The organism is Achromobacter animicus (assembly GCF_040775605.1).
Classification (GTDB): domain Bacteria; phylum Pseudomonadota; class Gammaproteobacteria; order Burkholderiales; family Burkholderiaceae_B; genus Achromobacter; species Achromobacter animicus.
In genome coordinates, this window is sequence record NZ_JAYGJK010000001.1 from 5,533,161 (window position 1) to 5,559,786 (window position 26,626).

24 protein-coding genes are annotated in these 26,626 nt (G+C 66.4%); 10 read left to right on the forward strand and 14 right to left on the reverse strand.

Going from position 1 to position 26,626, the window contains the following annotated elements; genetic code table 11:
* Positions 1-17: 17 nt before the first annotated feature.
* On the reverse strand, positions 18-755 hold the full coding sequence (locus AB3147_RS25270; protein ID WP_239216150.1) for a FadR/GntR family transcriptional regulator: 738 nt from the start codon (positions 753-755) through the stop codon (positions 18-20).
* A gap of 289 nt (positions 756-1,044) precedes the next feature.
* On the opposite strand from AB3147_RS25270, the gene AB3147_RS25275 reads away from it, so the two are divergent.
* The 4 genes from AB3147_RS25275 (at position 1,045) to AB3147_RS25290 (ending at position 4,555) form a co-directional block, all read left to right on the forward strand.
* Positions 1,045-1,326: a peptidylprolyl isomerase gene (locus AB3147_RS25275; RefSeq protein ID WP_105240852.1), complete on the forward strand. Its 282-nt coding sequence runs from the start codon at positions 1,045-1,047 to the stop codon at positions 1,324-1,326.
* 234 nt (positions 1,327-1,560) lie between these two features.
* Positions 1,561-2,493, forward strand: a complete 933-nt coding sequence (locus AB3147_RS25280) for a BKACE family enzyme (RefSeq protein WP_367353296.1) — start codon at positions 1,561-1,563, stop codon at positions 2,491-2,493.
* Positions 2,494-2,525: 32 nt separating this feature from the next.
* Complete coding sequence (locus AB3147_RS25285) at positions 2,526-3,725, forward strand: ABC transporter substrate-binding protein (RefSeq protein WP_367353297.1); 1,200 nt, start codon at positions 2,526-2,528, stop codon at positions 3,723-3,725.
* A 23-nt stretch (positions 3,726-3,748) separates the two neighbouring features.
* Positions 3,749-4,555: an SDR family oxidoreductase gene (locus AB3147_RS25290; protein WP_367353298.1), complete on the forward strand. Its 807-nt coding sequence runs from the start codon at positions 3,749-3,751 to the stop codon at positions 4,553-4,555.
* A gap of 17 nt (positions 4,556-4,572) precedes the next feature.
* Here AB3147_RS25290 and AB3147_RS25295 read toward each other — a convergent pair whose 3' ends face one another.
* Entirely contained in the window at positions 4,573-5,499 is a 927-nt protein-coding gene (locus AB3147_RS25295; RefSeq protein ID WP_367353299.1) for a LysR family transcriptional regulator, read from the reverse strand.
* An 11-nt stretch (positions 5,500-5,510) separates the two neighbouring features.
* A complete protein-coding gene (locus tag AB3147_RS25300) occupies positions 5,511-6,632 on the reverse strand; it encodes a DUF1254 domain-containing protein (RefSeq protein WP_367353300.1) in 1,122 nt (373 codons plus the stop codon).
* A 171-nt stretch (positions 6,633-6,803) separates the two neighbouring features.
* Here AB3147_RS25300 and AB3147_RS25305 point away from each other — a divergent pair, with 171 nt between their 5' ends.
* Entirely contained in the window at positions 6,804-7,379 is a 576-nt protein-coding gene (locus tag AB3147_RS25305) for a hypothetical protein (protein ID WP_367353301.1), read from the forward strand.
* Between the two features lie 7 nt (positions 7,380-7,386).
* Here the strand turns inward: AB3147_RS25305 and AB3147_RS25310 are convergent, their stop codons facing one another.
* Complete coding sequence (locus AB3147_RS25310) at positions 7,387-7,944, reverse strand: ureidoglycolate lyase (protein WP_175122261.1); 558 nt, start codon at positions 7,942-7,944, stop codon at positions 7,387-7,389.
* A complete protein-coding gene (locus AB3147_RS25315; protein ID WP_175122260.1) occupies positions 7,941-8,174 on the reverse strand; it encodes an Arm DNA-binding domain-containing protein in 234 nt (77 codons plus the stop codon). The genes AB3147_RS25310 and AB3147_RS25315 overlap by 4 nt, the downstream gene beginning before the upstream one ends.
* Positions 8,175-8,279: 105 nt before the next feature.
* Between AB3147_RS25315 and AB3147_RS25320 the strand changes: the two genes are divergently transcribed.
* Positions 8,280-8,660, forward strand: coding sequence for a cupin domain-containing protein (locus AB3147_RS25320; protein ID WP_175137962.1), 381 nt, complete (start codon positions 8,280-8,282; stop codon positions 8,658-8,660).
* 16 nt (positions 8,661-8,676) lie between these two features.
* Here AB3147_RS25320 and AB3147_RS25325 read toward each other — a convergent pair whose 3' ends face one another.
* Positions 8,677-9,918, reverse strand: coding sequence for an MFS transporter (locus AB3147_RS25325; RefSeq protein WP_367353302.1), 1,242 nt, complete (start codon positions 9,916-9,918; stop codon positions 8,677-8,679).
* 363 nt (positions 9,919-10,281) lie between these two features.
* On the opposite strand from AB3147_RS25325, the gene AB3147_RS25330 reads away from it, so the two are divergent.
* Positions 10,282-13,464 carry a WG repeat-containing protein gene (locus tag AB3147_RS25330; protein WP_367353303.1) on the forward strand — a complete coding sequence of 1,061 codons (3,183 nt, stop codon included), beginning with the start codon at positions 10,282-10,284 and terminating at the stop codon, positions 13,462-13,464.
* A gap of 2 nt (positions 13,465-13,466) precedes the next feature.
* Positions 13,467-16,364: a WG repeat-containing protein gene (locus AB3147_RS25335; protein WP_367353304.1), complete on the forward strand. Its 2,898-nt coding sequence runs from the start codon at positions 13,467-13,469 to the stop codon at positions 16,362-16,364.
* On the opposite strand, the gene AB3147_RS25340 is transcribed toward AB3147_RS25335, so the two are convergent.
* Positions 16,358-17,218, reverse strand: a complete 861-nt coding sequence (locus AB3147_RS25340; protein WP_367353305.1) for an isocitrate lyase/PEP mutase family protein — start codon at positions 17,216-17,218, stop codon at positions 16,358-16,360. The two genes, AB3147_RS25335 and AB3147_RS25340, sit on opposite strands and share 7 nt — an antisense overlap.
* 107 nt (positions 17,219-17,325) lie before the next feature.
* On the opposite strand from AB3147_RS25340, the gene AB3147_RS25345 reads away from it, so the two are divergent.
* Positions 17,326-18,213 carry a LysR family transcriptional regulator gene (locus AB3147_RS25345; RefSeq protein WP_367353306.1) on the forward strand — a complete coding sequence of 296 codons (888 nt, stop codon included), beginning with the start codon at positions 17,326-17,328 and terminating at the stop codon, positions 18,211-18,213.
* Positions 18,214-18,216: 3 nt separating this feature from the next.
* On the opposite strand, the gene AB3147_RS25350 is transcribed toward AB3147_RS25345, so the two are convergent.
* From AB3147_RS25350 to AB3147_RS25360, 3 genes are all read right to left on the reverse strand, one after another.
* Positions 18,217-19,032 carry a siderophore-interacting protein gene (locus AB3147_RS25350; protein WP_367353307.1) on the reverse strand — a complete coding sequence of 272 codons (816 nt, stop codon included), beginning with the start codon at positions 19,030-19,032 and terminating at the stop codon, positions 18,217-18,219.
* Positions 19,033-19,058: 26 nt separating this feature from the next.
* Positions 19,059-19,754 carry a PadR family transcriptional regulator gene (locus AB3147_RS25355; RefSeq protein WP_367353308.1) on the reverse strand — a complete coding sequence of 232 codons (696 nt, stop codon included), beginning with the start codon at positions 19,752-19,754 and terminating at the stop codon, positions 19,059-19,061.
* A 105-nt stretch (positions 19,755-19,859) separates the two neighbouring features.
* Positions 19,860-20,738, reverse strand: coding sequence for a helix-turn-helix transcriptional regulator (locus AB3147_RS25360; protein WP_367353309.1), 879 nt, complete (start codon positions 20,736-20,738; stop codon positions 19,860-19,862).
* A 96-nt stretch (positions 20,739-20,834) separates the two neighbouring features.
* Between AB3147_RS25360 and AB3147_RS25365 the strand changes: the two genes are divergently transcribed.
* On the forward strand, positions 20,835-22,286 hold the full coding sequence (locus AB3147_RS25365) for an MFS transporter (RefSeq protein WP_367353310.1): 1,452 nt from the start codon (positions 20,835-20,837) through the stop codon (positions 22,284-22,286).
* A 24-nt stretch (positions 22,287-22,310) separates the two neighbouring features.
* Here the strand turns inward: AB3147_RS25365 and proC are convergent, their stop codons facing one another.
* The 4 genes from proC to AB3147_RS25385 all read right to left on the reverse strand — a co-directional run bounded on the left by proC (position 22,311) and on the right by AB3147_RS25385 (position 26,460).
* A complete protein-coding gene (proC, locus tag AB3147_RS25370; protein ID WP_367353311.1) occupies positions 22,311-23,117 on the reverse strand; it encodes a pyrroline-5-carboxylate reductase in 807 nt (268 codons plus the stop codon).
* 100 nt (positions 23,118-23,217) lie between these two features.
* Positions 23,218-23,988, reverse strand: coding sequence for a phytanoyl-CoA dioxygenase family protein (locus AB3147_RS25375; protein WP_175137971.1), 771 nt, complete (start codon positions 23,986-23,988; stop codon positions 23,218-23,220).
* A 128-nt stretch (positions 23,989-24,116) separates the two neighbouring features.
* Complete coding sequence (locus AB3147_RS25380; RefSeq protein ID WP_056559631.1) at positions 24,117-25,229, reverse strand: AI-2E family transporter; 1,113 nt, start codon at positions 25,227-25,229, stop codon at positions 24,117-24,119.
* 163 nt (positions 25,230-25,392) lie between these two features.
* Positions 25,393-26,460, reverse strand: coding sequence for a LysR family transcriptional regulator (locus tag AB3147_RS25385; protein WP_343738345.1), 1,068 nt, complete (start codon positions 26,458-26,460; stop codon positions 25,393-25,395).
* Between the last annotated feature and the right edge of the window lie 166 nt (positions 26,461-26,626).

A 26,626-nucleotide genomic window follows, 5' to 3' on the forward strand; every position in this document is an offset into this window, starting at 1 on the left:
ATGCCCTTATTGGGCGCCTACGGCTTCTCAGCCGTGGCCGCCGCTGTACGCAGACGTGCTTCCGTGTTGTCGACGTGCGTGCGCGCGTACTGCCGCGCAAGTTCCACGTCGCCCTTCTCGATGGCGGCAAACAGCGCTTCATGCTCTTTCTGCGCCTGCGCCCCGCGGCCCGCGATCTTGGCCGACCGCGAGCGCGACACGCGCAGGTTCTTCTTGAGCAGGACCGCCAGGAAATCGAAGAAATTCAGATAGTGTTCATTGCGCGTGGCGCGCGCCACGCACCGGTGGAACTCCATGTCGGCATCCACGCCAACTGCCACGTCGCCGGACGCAATCGCATCGGCCATCTTGCGCAGCGCCAGCCGCATCGCGGCCAGATCGTCCTCGTCCCGCCGAGCCGCCGCCAGTGGGGCAGCTTCGATCTCGAAGCCGCGGCGCAATTCCACGATGCGCAGCACCTGATCCGCGTCGCCAATGTCCGCCGCCTGCATGCGCAGCACCGACGGCCGCGCCGTCTGCATGACGGTCAGCCCGCGGCCCTGCTTGCTTTGCACAATGCCGTCGCCCTTCAGGCGGGAAACCGCTTCGCGCAGCACGGTGCGCGAAACGCCAAGCCGGGTGGCGATGGTCTGCTCTGGGGGCAGGACCTCGCCGACTTGGTAATCGCCACTGGTAATCTCGTCCAGCAGCATCTCGGTGACGCGGTCCGTCAGATTGGGCTCTGACGAGAACGGCGGGACCGACTCTCTTTTCAACAGTACTCGGGAAGCTGAATCAGGCATAGGAAGTCTCGTCCGAAAACGTGCATCTCATTGCCAGCCCGCGTTGCCTCGGCTGTGGACGCGTCCCGGGAGGGGCGCGTTGAAAATACGATAATCGTATAAGGATATGGGCAGGTATTAGGGGAAGTGCGGATACTGGTCACATGCGCATACCAAGCCCGATCCGGGGCCGGATCAATCCCCGTTTATCATTGCCAACGTAGCGAGTTCACGCGAATGCGTTACTCTCCCCTCCCCAAATCAGTCTGCAAGGAGTTCCCACATGGCACAAGCCTCCGCCCGTCACATCCTCGTTTCCACCGAAGCGAAGGCCAACGAACTCAAGACCGCCATCGAGAATGGCGCTGACTTCGCCCAGCTCGCCAAGGAAAACTCGAGCTGCCCGTCGAGCCGCGACGGTGGCAACCTGGGCACCTTCGGCCCGGGCCAGATGGTCAAGGAATTCGACACCGTCGTGTTCAGCGCCCCGGTCGGCGAAGTGCAAGGCCCGGTTAAGACCCAGTTCGGCTACCACCTGGTTGAAGTGACCAGCCGCCAAGACTAAGTCCTCGCCGCCAACTGGCTCAGAAAGCCGCCGCCAGGAGCAATCCTGGCGGCGGTTTTTTTTCGCCTGGCGCAAGCGCCACCCCACGCTGCACCGCAGCACCGGATTCCCTATCAATTGATAATTTCTGTTCAGGTGACAGGACCCGAAGGCCTGCGACAGAATGGCCTACACCCGGAGGAGACAGCCGGGGCCACAAGAATCCACAGCGCAATCACACGGCGCCAGAGGCCCATGAAAAAGTCCAGGAAGGTCATCATCACCTGCGCCATCACCGGTTCGGTCCATACGCCGTCGATGTCGCCCTATCTGCCCGTCACGCCCGATCAGATCGCGCAGTCTGCGCTGGATGCCGCCGAGGCGGGCGCGGCCATCGTGCATCTGCACGCGCGTCAGCCGGACACCGGCCAGCCTACGCAGGATCCAGTGCTGTATGGGCAGTTTCTGCCGCGTATCAAGGAGGCGTCGGACGTCGTGGTCAACATCACGACGGGTGGATCGCCAGTGTTGCCCATTGCCGAGCGCATGGCGCCGGCCCTGCAGTTCAAGCCCGAAGTCGCGTCGCTGAACATGGGGTCGATGAACTTCGGGATGTATGAGCTGCTGGAGCGGTTCAAGGAATTTCATCACGCCTGGGAACGGCCCTATCTGGAGGGCAGCAACGACCTGATCTTTCGCAACACGTTCAAGGACATCGAGCACATCCTCACGTCTTGCGGTGACAACGGCACGCGCTTCGAGATCGAGTGCTACGACATTGGCCACCTGTACACGGCCGCGCATTTCGTGGACCGCAAGCTGCTCAAGCCGCCGTTCCTGATCCAGTCTGTGTTCGGCATCCGCGGCGGCATCGGCACGCACCCGGAAGACGTCATGATGATGAAGCGCACGGCGGACCGGTTGTTTGGCGACGACTACATCTGGTCGGTGCTGGCCGCGGGTCGCAAGCAGACACCGTTGGCAACGATGGCGGCCACGATGAGCGGGAACGTGCGCGTGGGCCTGGAAGATTCGTTGTGGGACGGCCCCGGCGAATTGGCGCAGTCCAACGCAGACCAAGTGCGCCGCATCCGGCGGATTCTGGAAAACCTGTCCCTGCAGGTCGCCACACCCGACGACGCACGCGAGACCCTGCAACTGAAGGGACGCGGCAACGTCGCGTTCTGAAAACACACATCCACCCAGTGGGGAGACGAGACATGAAGAAAACGTTGCGTGCGACGGCATTGGCCGCGCTGTTGGGCATGGCGAGCGCGGCCCAGGCCGATGACGGGGTCATCCGAATCGGATTCATCACGGATATGTCGGGGCTGTCGGCCGATGCCGATGGACCGGGCGGCGCCGAGGCGATCAAGATGGCGATCGCCGACTTGGGCGGCACCGTGGCGGGCAAGAAGGTGGAGGTGCTGGTCGCAGACCATCAGAACCGGGCGGATATCGCATCTTCACGCGCCCGGGAATGGCTGGATCAGCGCGGCGTGAACATGCTGATCGCCGGCGCAAACTCTGCGGCGGCGCTGGCGATGGCGAAGGTGGCCGAGGAAAAGAAGACGCCGTTCTTCGTGGTGAGCGCGGGCGCGTCCGAGCTGACGAACTCGCAGTGCACGCCCTATACCGTGCACTACGTGTACGACACAGTGTCGCTGGCGCGCGGCACGGCGCGCGCAATGATGAAGGAAGGCAACAAAGACTGGTTCTTCCTCACGGTGGACCATGCGTTTGGCCATGCGCTGGAGCGGGACGCATCGAAGGTGGTGCAGGACGACGGCGGCAACGCCAAGGGCCGGGTGCGACACCCGTTGAACACGGCCGATTTCTCGTCGTTCATTCTGCAGGCGCAGGCCTCGGGCGCGCAGGTGCTGGGCCTGGCCAATTCCGCCAGCGACACCAGCAATGCGGTCAAGGCGGCCAACGAGTTCGGCCTGACGCCCAAGATGAAGATTGCCGGCCTGCTGGTGCTGATCACCGACGTGCATGCGCTGGGCCTGCAAGCAGCGCAGAACATGTACCTGACCACGGCGTGGTACTGGGATCAGGACGACGCATCGCGTAAATGGGCGTCGCGTTTCGAGTCCGTGATGAAGAAAAAGCCTTCCATGCTGCAGGCCGGCGACTATTCCGCGGCAACGACCTATCTGAAGGCGGTGGAAGCCACCAAGAGCACCGACGGCGACACCATCATGAAGTGGTTGAAGGCCAATCCGGTAAATGACTTCTTCGTCAAGGACGGCAAGATTCGCGCGGACGGGTTGATGGTGCACGACATGTTCCTGATGCAGGTGAAGACGCCGGCGGAATCGAAGGCGCCGTGGGATTACTACAAGCTGGTGGCTCGGGTGCCGGGCGACCAGGTGTATACGTCGCCTGCGGAATCGACCTGCCGCTTGATGAAGCCCTGACCATGAACCGACCGGAAACCCCTATGCATATGCCCGCCGCGATCACCGCCCTGCCCGTCGACCTGTCCGGAAAGCGCGTCATCGTCACGGCCGGCGCGTCCGGCATCGGCGCCGCGCTGGCCGACGCCTTTGCGGAGCGCGGCGCGCGCGTGCATCTGTGCGACGTGGATGAACAAGCCCTGGCCGCGTGCCGCCATCCCTGGGCGCGCGCAGATGTGGGCAGCCGAGACGAGATCGACCGCTACATGCAGACCGCGCTGTCGCATCTGGGCGGGCTTGACGTGCTCGTGAACAACGCCGGCATCGCGGGGCCGACGGCGGGCATCGCCGACATCACGGAAGCGGAGCTGGACGCGACGCTGGACATCAATCTGGCCTCGCAATTCCACACCGTGCGGCATGCGCTGCCGGCGCTGCGCGAGGCGGGCGGTGGCAGCATCATCAACATCAGTTCGGTGGCGGGCCGGATGGGATTGCCCATGCGCACGCCGTATGCCGCCACCAAATGGGGCGTGGTGGGGCTGACCCGCTCGCTGGCGATGGAACTGGGTCCGCTGAACATCCGCGTCAATGCGCTGCTGCCGGGACTGGTCGCCGGACCGCGCATCGAACGCGTGATTGCGGCCCGGGCGAAGAACATGGGCTTGTCGGTGGAGGAACAGACCCGACTGGAGCTGTCGGGCGTCAGCCTGCGGCAGTTTGTTCGCGCGGCGGACATCGCCAACATGGCGTTGTTTCTGGCCAGTCCGTTCGGGGCCATGGTCAGCGGCCAGGCAATCAGCATCGACGGCGATCTGCAATCGCTGCCGTGGCAGCCGCCGGCGCAATGACGGCGTGGCGATCGCCGCTACTGCAGCGCGATCGTCTCCGCATAAACGCCCTGCCGCCGCGCCTGCGCCGTGGACCTCAGCGCATCCAGCAGCCGCCCGGTCAGCTCGTTGTTGCGCGACTCGGCGCGCGTGATGAGCAGGAAGTCGAACCACTGGCGCGAGGCGAGCGGCACTGCCACCAGATCTGGAAACGACGCGACGATATCGGACGCGGACAGCGCGTTCACCAGGCTGATGCCCTTGACCGCGCGCACCGTGCCCGGCAGCAACGACATGTGCGCCTGCATGCCGGACCGCAGCAGCAGCGAGTCGGCGATGTCGCCCTGCGCCACCACGTAGTCGGACCACAACGGCTTGACGTAGGTGTCCGGCGGAATATCCAGCACCGAAATGGTCTCGCGTCCGGCCAGCGGGTGTTCCCGATGCGCGATCGCCATGACGTCCGCACGCAAAAACGGGGTGAAGGTCAGCCGCGTGCTGTCGCGGCCCACGGCGCCAAGGCCGAAGTCGGCGCGCATCGTTTCCACCGCGCTGATGACCTGCATCGACGATTCCACGTCAATGGAGAACGGCCGCGTACCGTTGATGTCCAGATAGCGGCGCACGGCGTCGGGCGCGTAACCCAGCGCCAACGCGGGCGACGAAGCGATGCGCAAGCCGCGCCCGCCGAATTGTTCGATGCTGTGCAGGGCCTCGTCGATGCGCACCAGTTCGTCCAGCACGAACTTGGCCTCGCTGTAGAGATACTGCCCCGCCTCCGTGGGACGCAGGGTCTTGTGCGATCTATCGAACAGCTGGACGCCAGTCGCGCTTTCCAGGCGCGAGATCGCGTGGCTGATCGCCGGCTGCGTCAGGTGCATGGCCAACGCCGCCTGCCGCGTCGAGCCGGTCATGACCACGGCATAGAAAATCCGCAGGTCGTGGATGTTGAAGTTGCGCTTCATGCGGTGCGCACCTAACGCGTTGGAGGCTGGGCTTTGGGTGGCGCCTTGGATGGCGCCTTGGCCGCACTCATGCCGCCAAACGCAAACAGCCCCATCTGCGCGCCGGTCGCCCGCGTCAGGTAGTTGTTCTTGAGTGTCTCCCTGCCGCCGAACAGTGCATCGGTGTTGGCGCCCTGCGCCGCGCGGTTCTTGTCGATGTCGTTCTGTCCGTCGTGCATGCCTTCTTGCAGCGCGCGCCGCAAGGCTGGGTTCAACGACGCCGTGTCGTAGACATCGCCAGGCCGCAACCCCAGGCTGGCCATGCGCTCGCGCATCATCGTCTCGGACTTGTGCGCGGGCGCGAACCGCAGCAGGAAGGCCAGCTCGTCGTAGAACTCGAGCGACGAATACATCTGCGCGCGCGGTACGGGCGCCATCCATTCAACCTTGGCGGGCGCCGCAGGCGCGGAACGGTTGCGGAACGCCGACAGAGGCTGGACCTTGAAGCGAGACTGGATGCGCTTGGCGTTTTCCTGGTCGGCGGGATTGAAGCGCTGCGTGCGGGCGACCAGCGTGGCAAGCTCCGTCTCGGCGCGAATCACCTTGGTGATGCCCGCGGGTGTCTTGCCCTTCCAGGAAGGACCCGCCACCAGGAACACGCCGCCGCCCAGGCCACGCGAACCCAGGTCGCCGATGTGGTGCATATACAGGTCCATCACCTGCAACGAGGCGTCGCGCTGCTTTTCCACGCGAGGCACGGTGACGACGACGGGTTCGGCGCGCAAGTCCAGGGCCGCGTACGAATACAGATAGGCGGGATCCAGCCCGGCCGCCGCAGCGGCTGCAGTGCCCATGGGGTTGATGGTGTTCAGCGGCCCTTTGTATTGCGCGCCGTTCTTGTCGATGCTGTATGCATACAGGGCCTGATAACTGGCGACCATGGGCGCGCCGTACAGGTAGGATTCGCGCGCGATGGTGCGCGCCTGTTGCGCCGAGACGCCTTCAATGCCGACCCACTGCGAGCCGGAAGCGGCGTCGGGTGACCTGAAGGTGCAGCCGGCCATGGCGCCCGCCAATGCGATGGCGGCAACGAGACCGATGAACGGACGGCAGGTGGCGCGGCGAAATGCGGTGCTAATCTGGCGGTGGCGCATTCAGGGCTCCGGCATGACGGGATGGCGCGGGCGCCCGGTGACGGCGGCGTGTAATGCGCCAGGCTCGAATTCCGGGGGATTCTGGCATATTTCCCCCGCATATCAAAGAATCGGCGCACCTTGCCGACGCAACAGGAAAGACACAGCAGCATGGCAGCGCAAGACCCCAGCATGACCGGCCCGGACGGAGAGGCGTTCAACATTCGCGCGTCGACGTACTTCGTGCTGCAGGCCGAGCACCCCTGCGCGGCTTGCAGCAAACTGACGCGTGTGGCGGCGCTGGCAGTGCCGCCCGGTCATGAAAGCACCGAGGGTGAACTGGAGCTGGATGAAGACGACGCCGACAGCCCCGGCCTGGATCCGCAGGCGTTTCGGGACTGGCTGTTCGGGCCGGCGCAATGGCAGGCGATACCCGGCCCGGCGATGATCTCGTCGACCCGGGCGCTCGCCCCCGAGGTGGCGCAAACCCTGCGCACGATTGCGCCGTTCTACCGCGAAAGCCCGGCCCGATCCGGCGAATGGTCCAACTTTTGCGAGCATTGCGCCCAGCCGGTCTGGGACGGCGCGCTGTACCCGACGCCGGGCCAGCCCTTCTGCCCTCGGGATGCCGACGCGGCAGGGCGGATATCCGCGCAACGGATCGATGCACCGTTTGCCGCCTTCTTCGGCATGTGCTGGACGGACAGCTACCGCAACAAGTGGCCCCTTTTCGCGCGCCTGGGGTACGAATGCAGCGAAGCGGAATGACCCTTTCTCAGGCGCTTTGCAGCAGATCCTGAGGCACTTCCAGCTGACGCGCGGGAATGGCGGTGATGGCGCTTTCGGTGGCGTTGGCGTCCGTGGTCAGATGCTGGATCAGATCAACCGTCGTGGAGCGCCGCGTCAGCATCATGCAGGTCACCTCGTCGCCCGCCACGCGGGTGGCGTGCCAGCAGCCCGGCCGCATGCACACGCCCTGCCCCTGCGCCACATGAAAGGCCGCCAGCGTGGACAGGTCAGGCGTGCCGTCGGCGGCGCTGCGCGCCACGATCTGGATGATGCTGCCGGTCAGCGGAACGATTGCCTGCTGCGTCAGCAGATGCTTTTCAAGGCTGGCGACCTCAAGCGATTGGCTGCGGTAATTGACCCACAGCAGTTCCGCATCGCCGCCGGCGCCGGTGTTGAACTGGTGTTCGTGCCAGAAGTCGGTGGCCGGGTGCGTGTACAACGGAACGCCGTTGCCGTCCGGCATAGGCTTGCCCAGCATCCACCCGTAGGCGTTGAAGGCATCAGGCGACAGATCGTGGATTTCAAGCTGCGTGTTGCTCGTCATGCGGGACCCTGTGATGGCTTAGCGCCGCGTTTGGGGAATTCGGCGTCGTAGTCGAAGTCTCCGCGCGCTATGGCCTCCAGGATGGCAACGCGCCGGTCGGCAGCGCGCTTGAGGTTGGCGGCGGTGGGCTTGACCCGGATACGCTCGACACAATGCCGGCCGTCGTGGAAGAACCCGATCTCGATGGACGATTCGGACGCGGGGCGCACCCCTTCGAATCCCTTGCTCATCGCATGCTCTCCCTGTTGCCGATGGCAGACATGATAAACGCAACGATGTGACAGGTTGCGCGCTGACATACACTGCCCTGATCCCCACACCCGAGGACCCGCAACATGGCTATCGACCTGACGTCGCACTATGTGTACCTGGACGCCTCCGGCGCCGCCGCCACCGTGACGGGCGGCGACGAGTTCTGGTCCCAATCCCCGGTAGACCTCGAGCAATACGGGCGCGGCTGGCTGGTGTCCGAATACGAGTTCGCCGCAGACTGGCCGCAATGGGAGATGCACCCCGGCGCCGACGAGATCGTGCGCCTGATGGCCGGCGCGGCCGAGCTGCACCTGGAATGGCCCACCGGCATCCAGGTGGTGAAGATGCTGGCCGGCGACGCCTACGTCATCCCCAAAGGGGCATGGCATACGGTCAAGGTCATGGAGCCTTGCCGCATGCTGCACATCACCATGGGCGCGGGCACGCAGCACCGGCTGGCGTAGCCGCGTCCCCGCTTGGTTATCCCGCCGCGCCCGCTGGCCGCGCGCGCTGGATCTCGCGGTCGTCGATCGGCCAATGCAAGGCGGCCGACAGCACGCCCAGCGCCATCGCGCCCAGCCAGATCAGGTCGTAGGATCGTGTGGCCTCGAACACCACGCCGCCCAGCCACACCCCCAGGAACGAGCCGACCTGATGGCCAAAGAACACGAAGCCAAAGAGCGTCGTGATGTAGCGCACGCCGAACACCTGCGAGATGAGCCCATTGGTGAGCGGCACCGTGCCCAGCCACACAAACCCCATGACGGCCGCGAACGCATAGACCGACCACGTGGATAGCGGCACGACCACGAAGAGTGCAATCGCCGCGGTCCGCACCAAGTAGATGCCCGCGAGCAGATACTTGCGCCGATGGTGCGCGCCAAGGATGCCGCAGACATACGTGCCCATGACGTTGGTGAGCGCAATAATGGCCAGCGCCGCCACCGCGTCCGACGCGCGCAGGCCCTTGTCCATCAGGTAGGCGGGCAGGTGCGTGCCGATGAACGCCAGCTGGAAACCGCACGCCAGAAATCCCAGATTCAGCAGCCAGAAACCGGGGCGTGTGAAGGCCTCGCGGATGGCGTCAGACAGCGACAGGTTCGCGTCGGGCGCGGCCGCATCGCGCACGCGGTTCGCGGGCTCGCGCAGCGGAACCGCCAGCGGCAGCAAGATCATCAGCACCATCGCGAACACCAGCAACGCCGCGACCCAGCCCCAGCCGCCGATCAGCCATTGCGCCGCCGGCACCATCGTGAACTGTCCCAGGCCGCCAACCGCTCCCGCCACGCCCAACGCCCAGCTCCGGCGCTCCGGCGGCACCAGACGGCTGAGCGCGCCGTAGATGGCTGCGAATGCCGTGCCGGACAGCGCGATGCCGATGCACACGCCCGCCGTCCACATGAAGGGGGCGGGCGTCGTGGCATGCGCCATGCCGGCAAGGCCCAGCGCGTAGAACACCAACCCGCCGGCAATCACCTTGGCCGAGCCATAGCGGTCGGCAATCATGCCGGTGAAGGGCTGCACGATGCCCCACGTCAGGTTCTGCACGGCCAGGGCAACGGCGAAGGTCTCGCGGCTCCAGCCCCGGTCCATCGTAACGGGCAGGAGAAACAGGCCCTGCACATGGCGCACGCCCAGGGCAAGGCCCATGACGACGCCGCCGGCGAGGACCAGCAGCCAAAGCTGGGATGCGTCCAATGACGGTTTTTGGGGGGTGGACATGGCGAACCTCTCGCAGGGAACGTCGCCCCCGTCCGGGCGGGCAGTGGATGTATTACAGAACTGGCGCGCGGGCGATTCAACCGATTAATTTTTGTCCGCTGCATGCGCGGGGGGAATGTGTGCTGGCGAGAGTCAATCCCTCCGGACCTGAAACGACGGCGCTCGGAGGGAAAATGTCTCTTCACAGCAAGTGACATCTATATATGCCTGACTTGCGAACCATTAGCCGAAATTAGCCTCATTTCAGATCAAAGGGCCAGAGGTGTTAACGCTTCGTCCGCAATAGTTACATCTGCCGATCCGTCCCCGGGTACCCCTGGTTACAGTGCTGCCTTCCCAATCATTCGGCAGGCATCGAATCATGTGGCACGCCCGGTCTGGCTCTTTCATTTCCGCGGTCTTGCGCCGCGCCTGCAAACCATGACGGCGGCGCCCTTCTTCAAGCCCTTGGCGCTGGTCGTGGCGCTGGCCGGGATGACGCTGCTGGCGCCGGGCAACGCGCAGGCGCGGCCTGACTGGACGCAGCAGTGCTCTTACAGCAGCTATGGCGAAGGCGCGGGGACCATGTGCCACCAGCCCTACCAGGAAGGCCTGGCCGCGGTGCTCGTGGGCACCGCCGATGGCGAATCCGCGGCGTGGGGCTACATCGACAAGCAGGGCGTGATGTCGATTACGCCTGCGTATTCGGACGCCCGATCCTTCCAGAACGGGCTGGCCGCCGTCAGCCAGGATGAACGCTGGGGTTACATCGACAAGCGTGGACGCTGGGTCATCGAGCCGCGCTTTTCGGAAGCCACCGGCTTCAATGCCGAAGGCACGGCGCTGGCCGAGGAAGACGGCCGGGACGTGCTGATCGACCGCCAGGGCAAGGTCGTGAAGACCTTTCCGCTGGGCACGCGCACTGGCGGGTTCCAGCCCGGCCAAAAGCTCGCGGCGATGGAGATCCCTACCCCGCCGCGCCTTTTCAACACCGCAACCGGCAAACCGGCCACACTGCCCGACGGCGTGATGGCGCTGGCCGAACCGACGGGCGACTATCTGCCGGCGCAATCGCGCGACTCGCGCTACGGCGGCTGGTGGGGACTGCTGGACCAAAGCGGCGCATGGGCGATCAGTCCGCAGGTGCTGCGTTCGCTCGCCCCGCCGCTGCGCGATGGCGACGTGCTGGCTGTGAACCGCGAACGCGCTTGGGAATTCGTGGATCCACGCGGCGAACCGCTGTCTGAACAGCGCTACGAACGCGTCGAGTTGCTGGCGCCGGGCGTCTGGCTGGCGCGGCACGCCAAGGGCGGTTCGGTGCTGTTGGACAGCAAGCTTGAAACCCTGCACGCGTTCAAGAGCGACTATCTGGGCGTGCAGCGCCGCGACGGCTGGGGCTTTGCCGCCGAACCCGGCATGACGCTGCTGATCGATCCCGCAGGCAGCGTGCAGCTGCTCGCCCTGCGCAACGGCGACGTCAAGATTCATCAGGGACGCGCGTGGGTGTATGGCGTGCCTGTCTCTTCGGCAGGCGCTACCGGCGCCGGCATGGACGCCACCCGTGACGACATGAGCGCGGAAGACGAGGCCGCGGCGGCTGCGGTGGGTGCAGCCGTGCAGGCCGCGTCGCAAGCGGAGACCGCAGCCGCGATCCAGGATCCGCCGGTCGCCGCTGACGCCGCGGACGCCGCGCAGGAGGCGACCTACGCGGACGCAGCCCCAACCCCCGCAACGCCGTCAGAAGCGACCGCAGACGCTGCCATGGACGCGGCAATGGACGCCGCCAGCGACACCGCCACCGCAGCCGCAGCCGCCGACGCCGTGCAAAGCAGCGTCAACGCCGTCGCGGACGACGAGACGCTGCATCAAATCTACAACCCCGACGGCCTGGGCATCCTTGACGAAACCACCGTCGCCAAGCTGCGCGCCTACGACATCAGCGAGTTCCACTATGCGCGCAAATCCGCCGCCGATGCCGCTGCGCCGCTGGCCCTCCTGCGACCCAGCGAATATGACCAGCCGCTTGGCATCCTGACGGCGGCGGGCGATATCGTCACGAATCCAGACTGGGCAAACATCGACACCTACGACGTCACGCTGCCGATCGTGGCGCGTTCAAAGGCCGATCGGGCCGGCGCGGTCGGCGCGATCGGCGCGGACGGCACGTGGGCCATCGAGCCCCAGTACAGCGAAATGCGTCCCTTCAAAGGCCCCTACACCTGGGCCCGCACGAAGGACATGCTGCGCGGCGATGCGCTGCTCATCGATACCCGCGGCCAGACGGTGGCGGTTCCGGCCAACGTGCTGGAAGACGCATCGCGCCTCGACGGCGAACTGCTGCAATACCGCGCGGTGAACGAAAACCGCCAGCGCCGCATGGGCCTGTGGAACGTGCGCAAGGGTGCGCCCGTGCTCAAGCCGGCCTTCGATGAAGTCCAGGAGTTCGAGGACGACTGGGCCAAGGTGCGGGACAAGAATCGCTGGGGCGTGGTCAACCGCGAGGGTCAGTGGGTGGTGCCTGCCCGCTACAACGGCGCCTACGACCTGGAATACCTGGGCAACGGCATGATGCTGGCCGAAGCGCCCGAAGACACGCGCAAGCGCGGCGGCTACACCGAACGCGCCTATCGCGTCATCAACCTGCGCACCGGCAAGGCAAGCGAGCCGGTAGTAGGCAAGCCGCAGAAGCTGAAGGATGGTCGCTTTCTGGGCGAACTGGCCGACGCGAGCGCCGTGTTGTTCGACGCGCAAGGCGGCGCGATTCGTGTGTCCGACGGCCGTCCCGAAGACAAGCAGCAGTACGGCGACTGGCTTTACATCAAGTTCGACGAGCGCGAAGGCGCCATCGACGCGCGCGGCAACATGAAGGTGCCGGCGCGCTATGGAGAATTCAATCCGTTTTTCACCCAGCCCGAAGGCCTGGCGCGCGCCAACAGCGGCGCGGGCTACCGCGTGATCGACCAGACCGGCAAGACGATGCTGGAAAAATGGGGCGATGGCATGCCGCTGGCTTCGATGCAGCGCGTCGTATTCAACGACGACGAAGGCTCGTCCAGCATCCTGGTGGACCTGCGAGGACGCGAGATCGCGCGCCTGCCGGGCCGCCACGCCGTCGACTATGACAAAGCCAGCGAAGGCGTCGTGCCTTACAGCGATGGCGACAACAAGTACGGCTTCATCGACGCAAACGGCAAGCGCGTCGTGGGCGCGCACTTCAATCAGCTTGGCCCCTTGAAGGACGGCTTGGCGCGGGCCCGCCGCCTGGAACGCACCGGCAAGCTGTTCGGGTACGTCGACCTGACCGGACGCTATGCGATTGCGCCGGCGTTCACGTGGGCCGACAACTTCCACGAAGGCCGCGCGCTGGTCCGCCGAAATCGGCTGATCGAGTACATCGACACCAAGGGCAACACGACCGCGCTGTTCGGCGTGCTGTGCGACACGATGGTGATCGTGGATGCGAAGGACCAGCAGAGCTGGCCGCCCCAGAAGCTCACCTGCCCCGAGGCCTCCGGCGTCAAACCGCCCGTCGCCGAGACCGCCAACGCCAACGCCAACGCAGAATGATCATGACGTCACGCGTGCTACGAACCACCCGCCTCGCCTGCGCCCTGGCCGCGCTGGGCGTATCCCTGTCCGCCCAGGCGCAGAACGGCTATATACAGTCGATGCACCTGTATTGCATGAGCGATGCGGAGTACCAGGCCTATCCGGCAGCCGACGACATTTCCTCGCGCAACCCCTTCGGCAACGGCTGCATCCGGGACCTGCACGACGGCCGCGCCGCGGTGCTGCTGCCGTCCGCCATCGAGAACATCGACCGCGTACCGCGCGACAACTCGCTGCGCCGCCACGCCTGGGGTTTTCTCGACCAGAACGGCCGCGTCGCGATCGAGCCGATCTTCGAGGCGGTTGGCGACTTCCGCCACGGGCTGGCCGCGGTGCGATGGCAAGGCAAGTGGGGATACATCGACCGCAATGGCCGCATGGCCGTTCCGCCCCGCTTTGACGCGGTGCAGGACTTTGTCGAGATCGGACTGGCAGTTGTGACGCTGGACGGCAAGCCGCTGCTGATCGATCGCCAGGGCAACCCTGCGGGCGAACCGTTCGAGGACGTGGTGCGCGCGGTGCGCCTGTACGACGGCGTGCCCGCGCGCGCCACGGTCCAGTACAAGGAGGAATACCGCTCGGCCAAGGGCGAGCGGCGCTACGGCGGGACCGGCGTCGTGATCACGCGGCCGCTGGGCGACAAGCGCCTGTACATCGCCACCAATGGCGAGTCCAAGTACGGCGTGGTGGACAAGGACTGGAACTGGGTCGTGGAACCGGTGCTGGACGACATCTACGCGCAGGACAGCGGCAACCTGGCCACCGGCTATGGCCCTGACGGTTCCGTGCTGGTGACGGCGGACGGCAAACTGATCGGCGCGGACCAGCAATACGAAAGCATGAACCCCGTGGGCAAGGCTTTCTACAGCGCAGCGCTGCCGCGCCGCGCGGGGTTTGCGGTGCTGGACCGCGACGGCGCGGTGATTGCGACGCTGACGGACGCGGAAGGCCGCACATCCCAACGCTTTGCCGACACCATCGTGTACCCGTCCGGAGAAAACCTCGTGGCGCTGGTGCCGGGGCGCCCGCAGCCCCTGACGCTGGGCAAGGGCCTGTCGGCCGGCGACGAACGCGAAGGCTATGTGTTGTTCGTGGACGGCGCCAGCCGCACCGCGGGCGTACTGACGCCCACGGGCGCGTGGGTGCACGGCGACGCGGCGCCCGCGTGGCTGGCGGACGCCCGCCGCATGGAAACGCGCGAAGGCAATCTGTGGCTGTCCGACGCGCAAGGCGCGCTGCTCAACGTGCTGGACAAGAACGGCAAGGCGCTCCTCAAGCCCGAGATAGTGAAGGCGCTTCAGGACCAGCAGCTTCAGTCACTGCCGGCCGGCGTGCCTGGCGCGCCGCTGGGCCTGCTGGGTCAAAGCCACTGCCACTGCGATGATGTCCAGGTGGGACTGCTGCTGGCCGACGGCAGCACGGTCACCGATCCGTCGTGGACAGCCGTGACGCCGCTGGACGACGCCGGCGACGGCGCCGATCTCACGGCGGACCAGTTGCGCTATGCGGCCGAGACGGCCGACGGCATGGTGCTGCTGGATGCACGCGGCAAGCCGCTGGACCTGCCCGCGCAGCAGCACATCGGTATGTTCCGCCAGGGCTACGCGCAGGTGTATGGCGACGGCGTGGTACGCATGATCGACCGTGCCGGCAAGACGTTCGAACTGCCCGAGAACTTCGATACGCAGGTCGTCGCCCCGGGCGTGGTGCGCTATTTGAAGACGGCGGCCGACGGCGCGCCGTGGGGCCTGTATGACTTCGTCGCCGGCAAGGAGCTGGCCGCGCCGGCGTTCCGCAGCATCGGCGAGTTCCAGAATGGCCAGGCCGTCGCTTCGCTGGGCACGGGGCGCGTTGGCGTCATCGACCTGCAGGGGCGGTGGATCCTGCCGGCCAGCCATCAAGGCGCGGAACGCGTGAACGACACGCTGTGGCGCGTGACGCAGCCGGGCAAGCAAGAGAACGAATACGAACGTCCCGCCGCGGTCTTCAATACCAAGGGCAAGGCGCTGACCGCATTCATGCGCGGCTTGCAGGTGGGCGATTTTGGAGACGGCTCGGTCAGCGCGGGCAATAGCGAGCGCCGCTGGATCATCTCGCCGGACGGCGAGGATGCGCTGGACATGAAGGACGCCGACTACGTCCGTCTGGGTGACTGGATGGAGATCCGCCGCGCCGACCGTCAGGGTTACCTGAACGCGAAGGGCGCCTGGCAGATCGCGCCGTCGTCCCGTATCGGCACCGCGTTCCAGGGCGCGCCGGCGCGCGCGCTGGCGGCGGACGCGGCGGGCACGCACGTGATGGACGCCAGCGGCAAGATCCTCGCGACCCTGCCCAAGGGCGAATGGAGCTGGCCGTCGCGTTCCGACCTGCTGATCCGCCATTACTCGGCGGACCGCGGCACCATGACGGACTACACCGACCTCTCGGGCAAGACCCGGGTGACGGTCGAAGGCTTTGCGTCCGCGTTTTCGGAGGGACGCGCCGTGACGCAGCTGTCCGGCGGCGGGGCGCGTTGGGTGGATGCCAAGGGTGCGCTGACGGGACCGGCTTTCGACGCGCTGGGTCCGATGCGCGAAGGCCTGGCGCCCGCCAGCGAAGACCGCAGCTATGGCTACGTGAACGGCCAGGGCCAGTTCGCCATTCCAGCCGAGTTCCGGGCCTTGTCGGGCTTTACGGGCCAACGCGCGGTGGTGTCCACGGAAGACGATTCGCGCATCATCGACCCCGCCGGCCAGATGCTGGCGCAGGTGAAGATGCAATGCGGCATCCGCACGCTGTACGGTGCGGCCGGCCAACGGCTGTGGCCGCTGCGCATGCCGCACGGCTGCAACCGCACGGCGGCGTCTCGCGCCTACTGAGCGTCCAGCGCCAGATAGCGGCGGGTCTGCACGATCTCTTCGCGCTCGGCGAAGCTGGTCAGGCGATCCGCCAGCGCGCTGCTGTCGCCCGTCTGCCGGATGGCCTGGAGCGTGGCCTGCATCGCGTGGATCGCCGCGCGCTGCAGGTCCGACGGGATGATCGCCAGGCGATAGCCCATCGCGGCCAGATCCGGCAGCGGCACCAGCGGCGTCTTGCCGCCGTAGAACATGTTGATGAGTTTCAGGCCCGGCAACCGCTCAGCAATGGCGCGGATCTGCGCCAGCGTCTCGGGCGCCTCGACAAAGATCATGTCGGCGCCGGCCTTCAGGTACAGCTCGGCGCGCGCGATGGCGGCGTCAAAGCCTTCGACCGCAATGGCGTCCGTGCGCGCGATGACCAGCGTGTCCGCGTCGGCAAGCGTCTGGCGCGCGATGTGGACCTTGCGGGCCATCTCGGCAGCGTCCACCAGGCTCTTGTCGTCCAGATGGCCGCAGCGCTTGGGAAAGGACTGGTCTTCGATATGGAACGCCGCCACGCCCGCGCGTTCCATCGTGCGCACCGTGCGCTCAACATTGGCCGATCCGCCGAATCCGGTGTCCGCATCCGCGATCACCGGCAGGCCGCTGGCCTCGACGATCTTTTCCACGCGGTACATGACTTCGGTAAAGCTGAGCAGTCCGATGTCCGGATAGCCGGCGGCGCGCGCAATGGCCCCGCCGCTGGCGTACACCGCTGAAAACCCGGCCGCGGCGACCAGGCGGGCCGATAGGCCGTCGTATGCGCCGGGCGCCACCACGATGCTGTCGGCAAGGTGTTGGCGCAGTCGCGCGCCGAGGGATGGATTGGCATTCATGATGGGCGTTCCTTCATTCCGGGGATCTGATGCCTGCATGATCGGCGCGCGCCATTAGAATGTCCAATATATTGAAAATTGTTCATCAGTACTTTTTGGATATCAAAATGGAACTGCGCCATCTGCGCTATTTCGTCGTCACTGCCGAAGCCCAGCATTTCACGCGCGCGGCCGAACTGCTGAACATGGCGCAGCCGCCGCTCAGCCAGCAGATCCGCCAGCTTGAACAGGAAGTCGGCACACCGCTGTTTGACCGCATGGGCCGCGGCGTGGCGCTGAACGACGCGGGACGCGCATTCCTGGCGTGCGCCCAGGACATCCTGCAACGCGCGGACGCCGCAGTGCGCACGGCCCAGCGCGCGGCGCGCGGCGAGGTCGGTGAACTGACATTGGGGTTTACCGAATCAGCGTCCTTCAATGGCGTGGTGACCGAGCTGATCCGGCAATATCGCGAGCGCTATCCGGAGGTCGAGATGACGCTGTCTCAGGGGGATAGTGAAACGCTGGTGGCGCAGTTGCGCGACGGTACGATCGACGCCGCGTTCGTGCGTCCGCCTTTCGCGCTGGATGGCGGGTTGGCGTTCACGCAGATGGTAGAGGAGCCGCTGGTGGTGGCGCTGCCGCTGGGTCATGCGCTGGCGCGCCGCAAGCGCCTCGCCCCAGCCGACCTGCAGCACGAGACCTTCATTCTGTATTCGCGCAAATCGGGCTATGGGCTCAGCGCGGACATCATGGCGGCGTGCCGGCAGCACGGGCTGAGTCCGCGCATCGGGCAACAAGCGCCGCAGTTGTCGTCGGCGGTGAACCTGGTGGCGGCGGGCATGGGCGTAGCCATCGTGCCGGCGTCGCTGCGTCACCTGCGGCCGGATGGCGTGGTGTATCGGCCGTTCGCGCTGGAATGGCCGCGCGCGGTGCTGGGGCTGGCTTTGCGGGACGCGCCGGGTGGACGGGCCGCGAATCTGCTGGCGCTCGCGCGGGCCGCCCGCAAGTCCTGACGCTCAATCGTCGTGCGATTCGTGGACGGCGACCGCGCCGCGCTTCCAGTAGCTGGCCGCGCGAATGCGGCTCTTGTCGATGCCGTGCTGCGCCACCATGATTTCGCGCACGGCTTTTGCCGTGGCCGATTCCGCCGCCACCCACACATAGCCATCGCCTGACGGCAGCGCCAGTTCGCGCGCCGCTTCCAGCAGCAGCGTGCTGTAGCCGGGCGCCGTTCCGTTGCGATGCAGCCAGCGCACCGAGACTTTCGCGGCCGTTTGCAGCGGGATTTCGTTGTTTGCCCCCGGCACTTCGATCAGCACCAGCGCCTGCGCCGAGGCCGTCAGTTCTTCCAGCCGCCGTGCGATGGCGGGCAATGCGGTCTCGTCGCCGATCAGCACATGCCAGTCGAACGCCGTCGGCACCACAAACGAACCGCGCGGGCCGCCGATGCCCAGTTGCTGGCCAGGCGCGGCTTGTTCGGCCCACGTCGACGCAGGGCCATCGCCGTGCAGCACGAATTCGATTTCCAGTTCCTGGCGCGCCGTATCGAAGCGGCGCGGCGTGTAGTCGCGCGCCGCGGGCCGCGCCACGCCGTCAGGAAACTTGATGCCGTCGGGCCCGGCCGTGGGCAGCACGGGCGGCTGCGAGGGATCGGCGGGAAAGAAGATCTTCACGTGGTCATCAAATGACGCGGACACGAAATCCTGCAGGTCTTCGCCGGTGAAGGTGACGCGCGCCAGCAGGCCGGCAATGCGCTCGACGCGCGCCACGGTCAGCGTGCGCATCTTGAGGGTGTGGCGCACACGCGCCACGGTCAGGTCGCTTTGAGTCATGGAAACTCCAGTAGGGTGGGACGGGATCACGCGCCGGATTTGCCGGTGATCTCGTCGGTCGCACGCGCCAGGATGGCCGCGATGCGTCGTTGTTCTGCGGGCGAGGCGTCGGTACGCTCCAGAAGCGCGCGTTTGAGCGCCTGGCGCGCCTCCACGAACTCCGGCAGCCAGCCGGTGCGGGCGTCCTCGCCCTCCGGGCCGGTGGCGCGCGGCTGGCCGCTCCAGGCCTGGCGCATGTAGTCCATCTTGCGCGCGACATGCTTGAGCTTGTTGAACATCAGCGTCAGGCGGTCGCGGTTGGCGTCCAGATGCGCCTTGCCCGGTTCCGCCAGGTGATAGCGCTTCTTGGCGCCCTCTTGCTCGACGGTGGCGTAGCCAAGCTCTTCCAGATACGTCAGCGCGGGGTAGACCATGCCGGGGCTGGGCGTATAGAAACCGTTGCTGAGCGCGCCCAATGCCTTGATGAGTTCGTAGCCGTGGCTGGGGTTCTGTTCCAGCAGTCCGAGCAGCATCAATTGCAGGTCGTCGCTGGATACTTTGCGGCTGCGAGTGAAGCCGCGTCCGTCGCCCCCGAACCCGTCCGCATCGCCGCGGCCGTCGGGGGAACCGGAAAACCAGTCGCCACCCGCGCTGGCGTGACGCGGGTGGCGGTGACTGGGGTGGTGGTGGCCATGGTGGGGACGCCCATGGTGCGGGTGTTCGCGGAAAGCCGTTTGGCGCATAGATAGCTCTTACGATATGTCTTACGATAGCTCGTACGATATACCCGCGTCGTCCGTCGCGTCAAATCCCCTGCCAATGTCTTGTGCTGGCGCCCCCGAAAAATCCTACTCCGAGGGCGCCAGCGGCACAGCTGGACCCGCCTGCACCCATCGCGCGAAGTCGGCGGCACGGGGTTCATCCGGCGCGGGCGCATAGACCACCAATCGCAAATGCCGGCTTTCATCGACACTCAAGGTGGCATGCTCGAACGCGATATCGCCCAACGCATCCACATGCAGCGTGCGCAGTCCCATGCACGTGCCATGCACGTCGTGTTCGCGCCACCACGACTGGAACTCGGGCGACACACGTTCCAATTCATCAACCAGTTCAGCGATATCGGACACGCCGGTCGCGCTGGCGAAATCGCGCCGGAACGAGGACAGCATGCGGGGCGCCTGCGCCGTCCAATCCACAAAGCGTTCACGCATCGCGGGGTCCACGAACAGCATCCAGAGGAGGTTGCGCCGTCCCGGCGCCTGCCCGGAAAAATTGAACACCTTGTCCGCGGCGGCATTCCACACGACGACGTCCCAACGCAGGTTCAGGATGTAGGCGGGCCGCGCGGGCAGGTCATCCATCAAGCGGCGAACCTGCGCGGGCACGGTGCACCACGTGCGGCCGGTCTCGGCCGGCGGGCGCTGGTGCGCCAGCAGATACAGGTGGCGGCGCTCGGCGTCGTCCAACCGCAGCACGCGCGCCAGGTTTTCGAGAAAGGTGGCCGACACACTGATGTTGCGCCCCTGTTCAAACCACGTGTACCAGGCCAGTCCGACGCCGGCCAGCGCCGCCACTTCCTCGCGGCGCAACCCCGGCGTGCGGCGGCGGCGGCCGGGCGGAAGCCCCAGGTCAGCGGGCGTGAGCCGTTCCCGGCGCAGGCGCAGGAATTCGGACAGGTCGGCCCGGGTGCGGTCCAGACGGCGTGAAATGGCGGGTTGGGTCATGACGGGGTTGCACGGAGTAATAGCATAAATAGCTAAATTGTATAAGGCTAAAGGTCCGCCCAGAATAGCGCCGATCCTGACTTTTTGGACGCTTTCATGTCGACCACTACCCTTCCCGCCCCGCCGTCGGCTGCCCCTGCCGACCCCGCTTCGCCACGACTCGGCAAGCTCGGCCTGGCGGTGCTGCTATCCGGCGGCTTCATCACGATCTTCGACCTGTTCGTCGTGAACGTGGCCATCCCCAGCATGCAGGCCACGCTGTCGGCCAGCTTCGCGCAGATCAACTTCATCATCGCCGCCTATGAACTGGCGTATGGCGTGCTGCTCATCGCGGGCAGCCGGTTGGGCGACCGCCATGGCAGGCGACGGCTGTTCATGCTGGGCATGGCGGGCTTTACGGTGGCGTCCGCGCTGTGCGGCCTGGCGCCCACGCCGGACACGCTGATCGCCGCGCGCATCCTGCAGGGCGCCGCCGCGGCCCTGCTGTTTCCGCAGGTGTATGCGCTGATCCGCGTCAGCTTCGAGGGGCATGCGCGTCGCCGGGCGTTCGGGCTGCTGGGCATGACGCTGGGGTTGGCCGCCATCGCCGGGCAGGTGCTGGGCGGTTGGATCGTCCACGCGGATCTGTTCGGGTTGGCGTGGCGTGCCATCTTTCTGATCAATCTGCCGCTGGGGCTGCTGGCCTGCTGGCTCGCCCGGCACATCCCCGAATCCGCCGAGCCCTCGGGCGCGGCGATGGACTGGCCCGGCGCCGCGCTCGTGGGCTTGGGGTTGGCGTTGCTGCTGCTGGCGTTGATCGAAGGCCCCGCCCAGCAATGGCCCGCCTGGACGCTCGCCTGCGCCGGGGCATCGGTGGTTGCGCTGGCAGCCTTCGTGCGGGTGCAGCGCCGGGTCGCCGCGCGCGGCGGCGTGCCGCTGGTGGACATGGCCTTGCTGACGCAGCCGCGCTTTGCGGCGGGGTGCCTCGTCGTGATGCTGGTGTTCTCCACCGCCAGCGCCATGTTTCTTTGCTACGCCTTGCTGGTTCAGACGGGCTTTGGCCTGGATGCGTTGACGGCCGGCATGATCTTCGCGCCGGCCAGCGTCGGATTCGTGGCGGGATCGATGATCGCGCCACGACTGGTCGCCCGCTACGGCACGCGCGCGATCGCGCTGGCCGCGCTGTTGTACGGCGGGGCGACGGCGGCGCTGATGATGCACACCGGCATCGCCGGCGCCAGCCTGTCGCCGTGGACGCTGCTGCCTGCGCTGGTGTGGCTGGGCGCGGCGCAAGGCGCGGTCAACACGCCGCTGGTCAACCTGGCGATGGGGCTGGTCGACGACCGCCAGGCCGGCATGGCGGCGGGCGTGGTGTCGACCTTGCAGCAGGTGGGCGCCGCGCTGGGTGTGTCGGCGGCAGGCATGCTGTATGGCGGTGCGTTGGAGGCTTACGCGGAAGCCAGCGCGGCCGAGCGCCATGCGCAGGCGTTTGCGTCGGCCATGCAGTTCAATGTCGCGGCCATCGTGATTGCAGCCGTCTTGCTGTGGCGGCTGGGCCGTCATCGCTGACGGCCCGTTGCCGCGCCGGGGCCTTTATCCCGCGGACAACTCGCGGGCGCGCTGCTGCGCCTTGTGCACAGCCTCGGTGATGGCCTGGGCCACGCCCGCCTGCTGCATGTGCGACAGGGCGGCGTAGGTGGTGCCGCCCTTGGAAGTGACGCGCTCCTGCAATTCGGTCAACGGCACGTCTTCGCTGGCGGCCAGTTCCGCCGCGCCGCGGAAGGCGGCGACAGCCAGCCGGCGCGCGTCGGCGGGCGCAAAGCCCAATTCGACGGCGCCCTTTTCCAGCGCCGCCATGAAATGGAACACGTAACCGGGGCCGCTGCCCGTCACCGCAGTGACGGCGTCGATCATGGCTTCGGATTCGGTCCAGATGCGTTCGCCGACCGCCGCGAACAGCGCGTCGACCTGATCGCGCTGGGCCTGCTCGCAAGCCGGCGTGGCGAAGAGGCCGGTCATGCCCAGGCCCACCTTGGCCGGCGTGTTGGGCATGGCGCGAACGATGCGCGCGTGCCCGCCCAGCCATTCCGACAACGCAGCCAGCTCGACGCCCGCCGCGATGCTGACCACGGTGGCCTCGGCCGACAGATGCTGCCGGACCTGGCCGCAGGCTTCGCGCAGCACTTGCGGTTTGGTGGCCAGCACACACAAGGCGGCGTCGCCGATGTCGGCACTGACGCTTTCCTGGCAGGGCAGGCCGCGTGCGACCAGCGCCTCGCGCGTCGGCGCGTAGGGTTCGATCACCAGAAAATCGGTCAACGCCCGGCCCTGGCCGATCAGTCCGTCGATGATGGCGGAGGCCATATTGCCGCCGCCGATGAAGACAATTTTTTCACGCATGTTGCTTCAGTTCCGAAGTAGGGATTGCGGACCGGACCGGCATGGGTACATTGCCGGCGCGCGGATCATTGATGCCACAGTCTACGGGCTTTCCGGGGCGTCACGCCCCCGCCAGCGGCACGCCCGCCTGCGATGACGACCGCGTGCCCGGCAGCGGATGGCAGGACTCGGGGTGGTAGGTATGGACCACCGACAGCTTCACGCGGTCGCTGCTGTTGCCCTGCGCGGCGTGCAAGGTGCGGCAGTGAAAGAACACCACATCGCCCGCTTGCAGTTCCGGACAGACGGCGCGCGCGATCCAGTCGGCGTTCTGCGGCACGTCTTCGCGGAAAAATTTCTTGTCGTCGAACTGGTCCGGCGTAAATGCCGCCGCGTGCGAGCCCGGAATGAACGACAGCCCGCCATTGGCGCGCGTCTCCGGCCCCAGGGCCAGCCAACAGGACACCAGATCCGTATCCGAGAACGACCAATAGCGGATGTCCTGATGCCAGCCCGTCAGGCTGCCGTACGCCGGGTGCTTGGTCATCACACAGTTGTGGTGCACGGTGGACAGCACCGGCGTCTCGTTGAAATAGCGCTTCAGCCACTGGCCGATGCGCGGATCGGTGGCCCATTGGGCAAACAGGGGGTCGCGCGCGTAGGCGTTGAGCAGGCGGCGCACGGTCAGGCCGCCCTCAGCGCTGCGCGATTGCGGCGCGCCGGGATAGCGCAGGTCGGCTTCGTATTCGATGGGTGCGACGTGATCGCGCAAATGGCGTTCAGCCAGCGCACGCAGCGCGGCAACCTGCTCCGGGTTGGCGAACTGGCGCGCCACCACGAAGCCCTGCTCGCGCAGGACGGCTATCTGATCATCAGGCAATAACCCGGACATCTTGATCCTCACAGCCCGCGGCGTAGGCGGCGCGTCTGCGGGCGGGCAGGCGCGCACCGGGCAAGGCGCCGGTCACGCGGGATGGCTAGATTACCAAATGGCAAGGCCGCCGGGCGGCTCCCGCGTCCTCAGCCCGCTGGCGTCTTCTCGGGGCGGACCGGCGGCGGCGTCAGCCGGGCGGCGTCGCGCTCCTGGACCTCGTGGTGCACCCATTCGCGCCAGACGGCCACCAGCAGCGCCATCAGCACCGGACCCACGAACAATCCCACGATGCCCATGGTCTTCACCCCGCCCACCAGCCCGAAGAAGGTCGGCAGGAACGGCAGCTTGACGGGACCGCCCACCAGGCGCGGGCGCAGCGTCTTATCGACGATGAAGAGTTCGACGCTGCCCCAGACCATCAGCGCAATGCCTGCGACCACATGGCCCGAGCCCACCAGATACAGGGACACCAGCGTGAACGACAACGGCGCGCCACCGGGAATCAGCGCCATGAAGCCGGTAACCACCCCCAGCAGCACGGGCGACGGCACACCCGCGACCCAATAGGCGATGCCCAGCACCACGCCTTCGCCCAGCGCGATCAGGCCCATGCCGGTGACGGTGGAATTGATGGTGGCCGGGACCACGCGCGAAAAGCGCTGCCAGCGGGCGGGCAGAATGCGCTCGCCCAGCACGTCCAGCTGCGCGACCATGCGGATGCCGTCCTTGTAGACGAAGAACAGCGTGATCAGCATGAAGAGAACGGTCAGCAGCAACTGGAACACGTTACCGGTGGCGGCCAGCGCCATGCGGTAGATGTTGCCCAGGTGTTCGCCGCTGACGGCTTCGACCAGCGCGCCCAGCGCGTGAGGCTGGCCGATATAGGATTGCCAGTACTGTCCCAGGCGATCGCCCACCACCGGCAGGGACGAAATCCACGCGGGCACGTCCACGCCGTGGCGGTTGGCCGCGATGGCCCAGGCGACGAAAGCGCTGGCTTCCTTGATGGCATAGGACAGGGCCAGCGACAGCGGGACGATCAGCACCACGACGACGACCAGCAGCGCCAGCGACGCGGCAACCGCCGTGCGGCCGCCGCAACGGACGACGAGGCGTTGGTACAGGGGCCAGCTGGCCAGGCCGATGATCAGCGCCGCCAGGGCCGGAACCAGGAATCCGCTAAGAAAGTAAACCCCCGCCAACAGCACAAGCAGCAACAGCCAACGGGCGATCAGGTAGGCGGGTAGAACAGGCTGCATAGCGGATCGACTGTAAGGGCGTTGTAGGCTTTGACTGTCGGACTATACAGACGTTTCATGCAATACGAGGGACGTAAGGGCTGTATTTACTACGGGGTTTCCCGTGCTTAACGCAGATGGCGGACCCGAGGGCCCGCCATGTCGTCGTCCAGCCTACGCGGATTTACAGCACGTATTCCGCAGCTTCCTCGCGGGCGGTGCGGCGACGCGGGGCCATGTCGGCCAGCGCGGGGATAGCGGGCACGGGCGGTTGCGCCGGAGTGGTCTGTCCCTGATTGCGCTGGTACACCGCGCAGGACGCGGCGGCCGGATCGGTCTCGTCGCGGCCGCTGAGCAGCGGACACCCGGCGAACAGCTCGGCCACCCAGTCGGTGAAGGCCCGCACCTTGGGCGACAACTGCCGGCTCTGCGGATACAGCACCGAAATTGCCGTGGAGCTGGGCTTCCACTGCGGCAGGATCTCGATCAGCTCACCCGATTGCAGATACGGCAGCGCCATGTAGCGCGCGGTCTGGATCAGGCCAAAACCCTTCAACCCGCAATCCAGGTAGGCGCCCGCTTCGTTCACGGCCACCGTGCCCTTCATGTCCACTTCCTGGTGCTTGCCGTCCACCTTGAAGTCCCAGGCACAGTTGCGGCCGGTGCGGCTGGAGAAATAATGCACCGCGTGGTGGTCGCGCAACGATTCGATCGTCTGCGGCATGCCGTGGCGCGCCACGTAGGTCGGCGACGCGCAGGTCACGGTCTGCAGCGTGCCGATGCGGCGGGCGACCAGGCTGGAATCTTCGAGATCGCCGGCGCGGATCACGCAGTCCACGGCTTCCTGGACCATGTCGACCGGACGGTCGCCCAGGCCCAGCACCAGCTCGACGTCGGGGTATTTGTCGTGGAAATCACACAATGAGGGAATCAGGATCAACCGGCCGATGCAGGTCGGCACATCAATGCGCAGCCGGCCCTTGAGCCGCAGGGCCGCTTCCTGGAAGCAGGCCTCGGTCTCTTCCACGTCGGCCAGGATGCGCACGCAGTGCTGGTAATAGCCTGCGCCGTCGGGCGTCAGGCCGATGCGGCGCGTGGTGCGGTTCAACAGGCGAACGCCTAGAAGGCGTTCCAGATTCTGAATGATGGTGGTGACGGTGGTGCGCGGAAGCGATAGGCTGTCGGCCGCCCGGGTGAAGCTATTGGCGTCCACGACGCGCACAAACACCTGCATAGCCTGAAAGCGGTCCATGGCAAGGGTGTCCTTAGGCAAATAAGTCGGGGTGGACGGAGCATAACCCGATTTCGGCCTGGATTAGTCATTCTCCACGAACAGTGTTGCCGGGATAGACAGGTTTATCCGCCCGGACAAAACACTCAGAATGCAAACCATCTTGAAGTGCCCTTGCCGCCCGGCG

Bases quoted from the DNA above. Each gene is read 5' to 3' on its own strand.
- AB3147_RS25275 (WP_105240852.1), top strand. From the start codon at position 1,045: ATGGCACAAGCCTCCGCCCGTCACATCCTCGTTTCCACCGAAGCGAAG.
- AB3147_RS25340 (WP_367353305.1), bottom strand. From the start codon at position 17,218: ATGAATGCCAATCCATCCCTCGGCGCGCGACTGCGCCAACACCTTGCC.
- AB3147_RS25335 (WP_367353304.1), top strand. From the start codon at position 13,467: ATGACGTCACGCGTGCTACGAACCACCCGCCTCGCCTGCGCCCTGGCC.
- AB3147_RS25285 (WP_367353297.1), top strand. From the start codon at position 2,526: ATGAAGAAAACGTTGCGTGCGACGGCATTGGCCGCGCTGTTGGGCATG.
- AB3147_RS25315 (WP_175122260.1), bottom strand. From the start codon at position 8,174: ATGAGCAAGGGATTCGAAGGGGTGCGCCCCGCGTCCGAATCGTCCATC.
- AB3147_RS25345 (WP_367353306.1), top strand. From the start codon at position 17,326: ATGGAACTGCGCCATCTGCGCTATTTCGTCGTCACTGCCGAAGCCCAG.
- AB3147_RS25380 (WP_056559631.1), bottom strand. From the start codon at position 25,229: ATGCAGCCTGTTCTACCCGCCTACCTGATCGCCCGTTGGCTGTTGCTG.
- AB3147_RS25350 (WP_367353307.1), bottom strand. From the start codon at position 19,032: ATGACTCAAAGCGACCTGACCGTGGCGCGTGTGCGCCACACCCTCAAG.
- AB3147_RS25355 (WP_367353308.1), bottom strand. From the start codon at position 19,754: ATGCGCCAAACGGCTTTCCGCGAACACCCGCACCATGGGCGTCCCCAC.
- AB3147_RS25290 (WP_367353298.1), top strand. From the start codon at position 3,749: ATGCATATGCCCGCCGCGATCACCGCCCTGCCCGTCGACCTGTCCGGA.
- AB3147_RS25310 (WP_175122261.1), bottom strand. From the start codon at position 7,944: ATGACGAGCAACACGCAGCTTGAAATCCACGATCTGTCGCCTGATGCC.
- AB3147_RS25320 (WP_175137962.1), top strand. From the start codon at position 8,280: ATGGCTATCGACCTGACGTCGCACTATGTGTACCTGGACGCCTCCGGC.
- AB3147_RS25295 (WP_367353299.1), bottom strand. From the start codon at position 5,499: ATGAAGCGCAACTTCAACATCCACGACCTGCGGATTTTCTATGCCGTG.
- AB3147_RS25325 (WP_367353302.1), bottom strand. From the start codon at position 9,918: ATGTCCACCCCCCAAAAACCGTCATTGGACGCATCCCAGCTTTGGCTG.
- AB3147_RS25280 (WP_367353296.1), top strand. From the start codon at position 1,561: ATGAAAAAGTCCAGGAAGGTCATCATCACCTGCGCCATCACCGGTTCG.
- AB3147_RS25360 (WP_367353309.1), bottom strand. From the start codon at position 20,738: ATGACCCAACCCGCCATTTCACGCCGTCTGGACCGCACCCGGGCCGAC.
- AB3147_RS25305 (WP_367353301.1), top strand. From the start codon at position 6,804: ATGACCGGCCCGGACGGAGAGGCGTTCAACATTCGCGCGTCGACGTAC.
- AB3147_RS25300 (WP_367353300.1), bottom strand. From the start codon at position 6,632: ATGCGCCACCGCCAGATTAGCACCGCATTTCGCCGCGCCACCTGCCGT.
- AB3147_RS25375 (WP_175137971.1), bottom strand. From the start codon at position 23,988: ATGTCCGGGTTATTGCCTGATGATCAGATAGCCGTCCTGCGCGAGCAG.
- AB3147_RS25385 (WP_343738345.1), bottom strand. From the start codon at position 26,460: ATGGACCGCTTTCAGGCTATGCAGGTGTTTGTGCGCGTCGTGGACGCC.
- AB3147_RS25365 (WP_367353310.1), top strand. From the start codon at position 20,835: ATGTCGACCACTACCCTTCCCGCCCCGCCGTCGGCTGCCCCTGCCGAC.
- proC (WP_367353311.1), bottom strand. From the start codon at position 23,117: ATGCGTGAAAAAATTGTCTTCATCGGCGGCGGCAATATGGCCTCCGCC.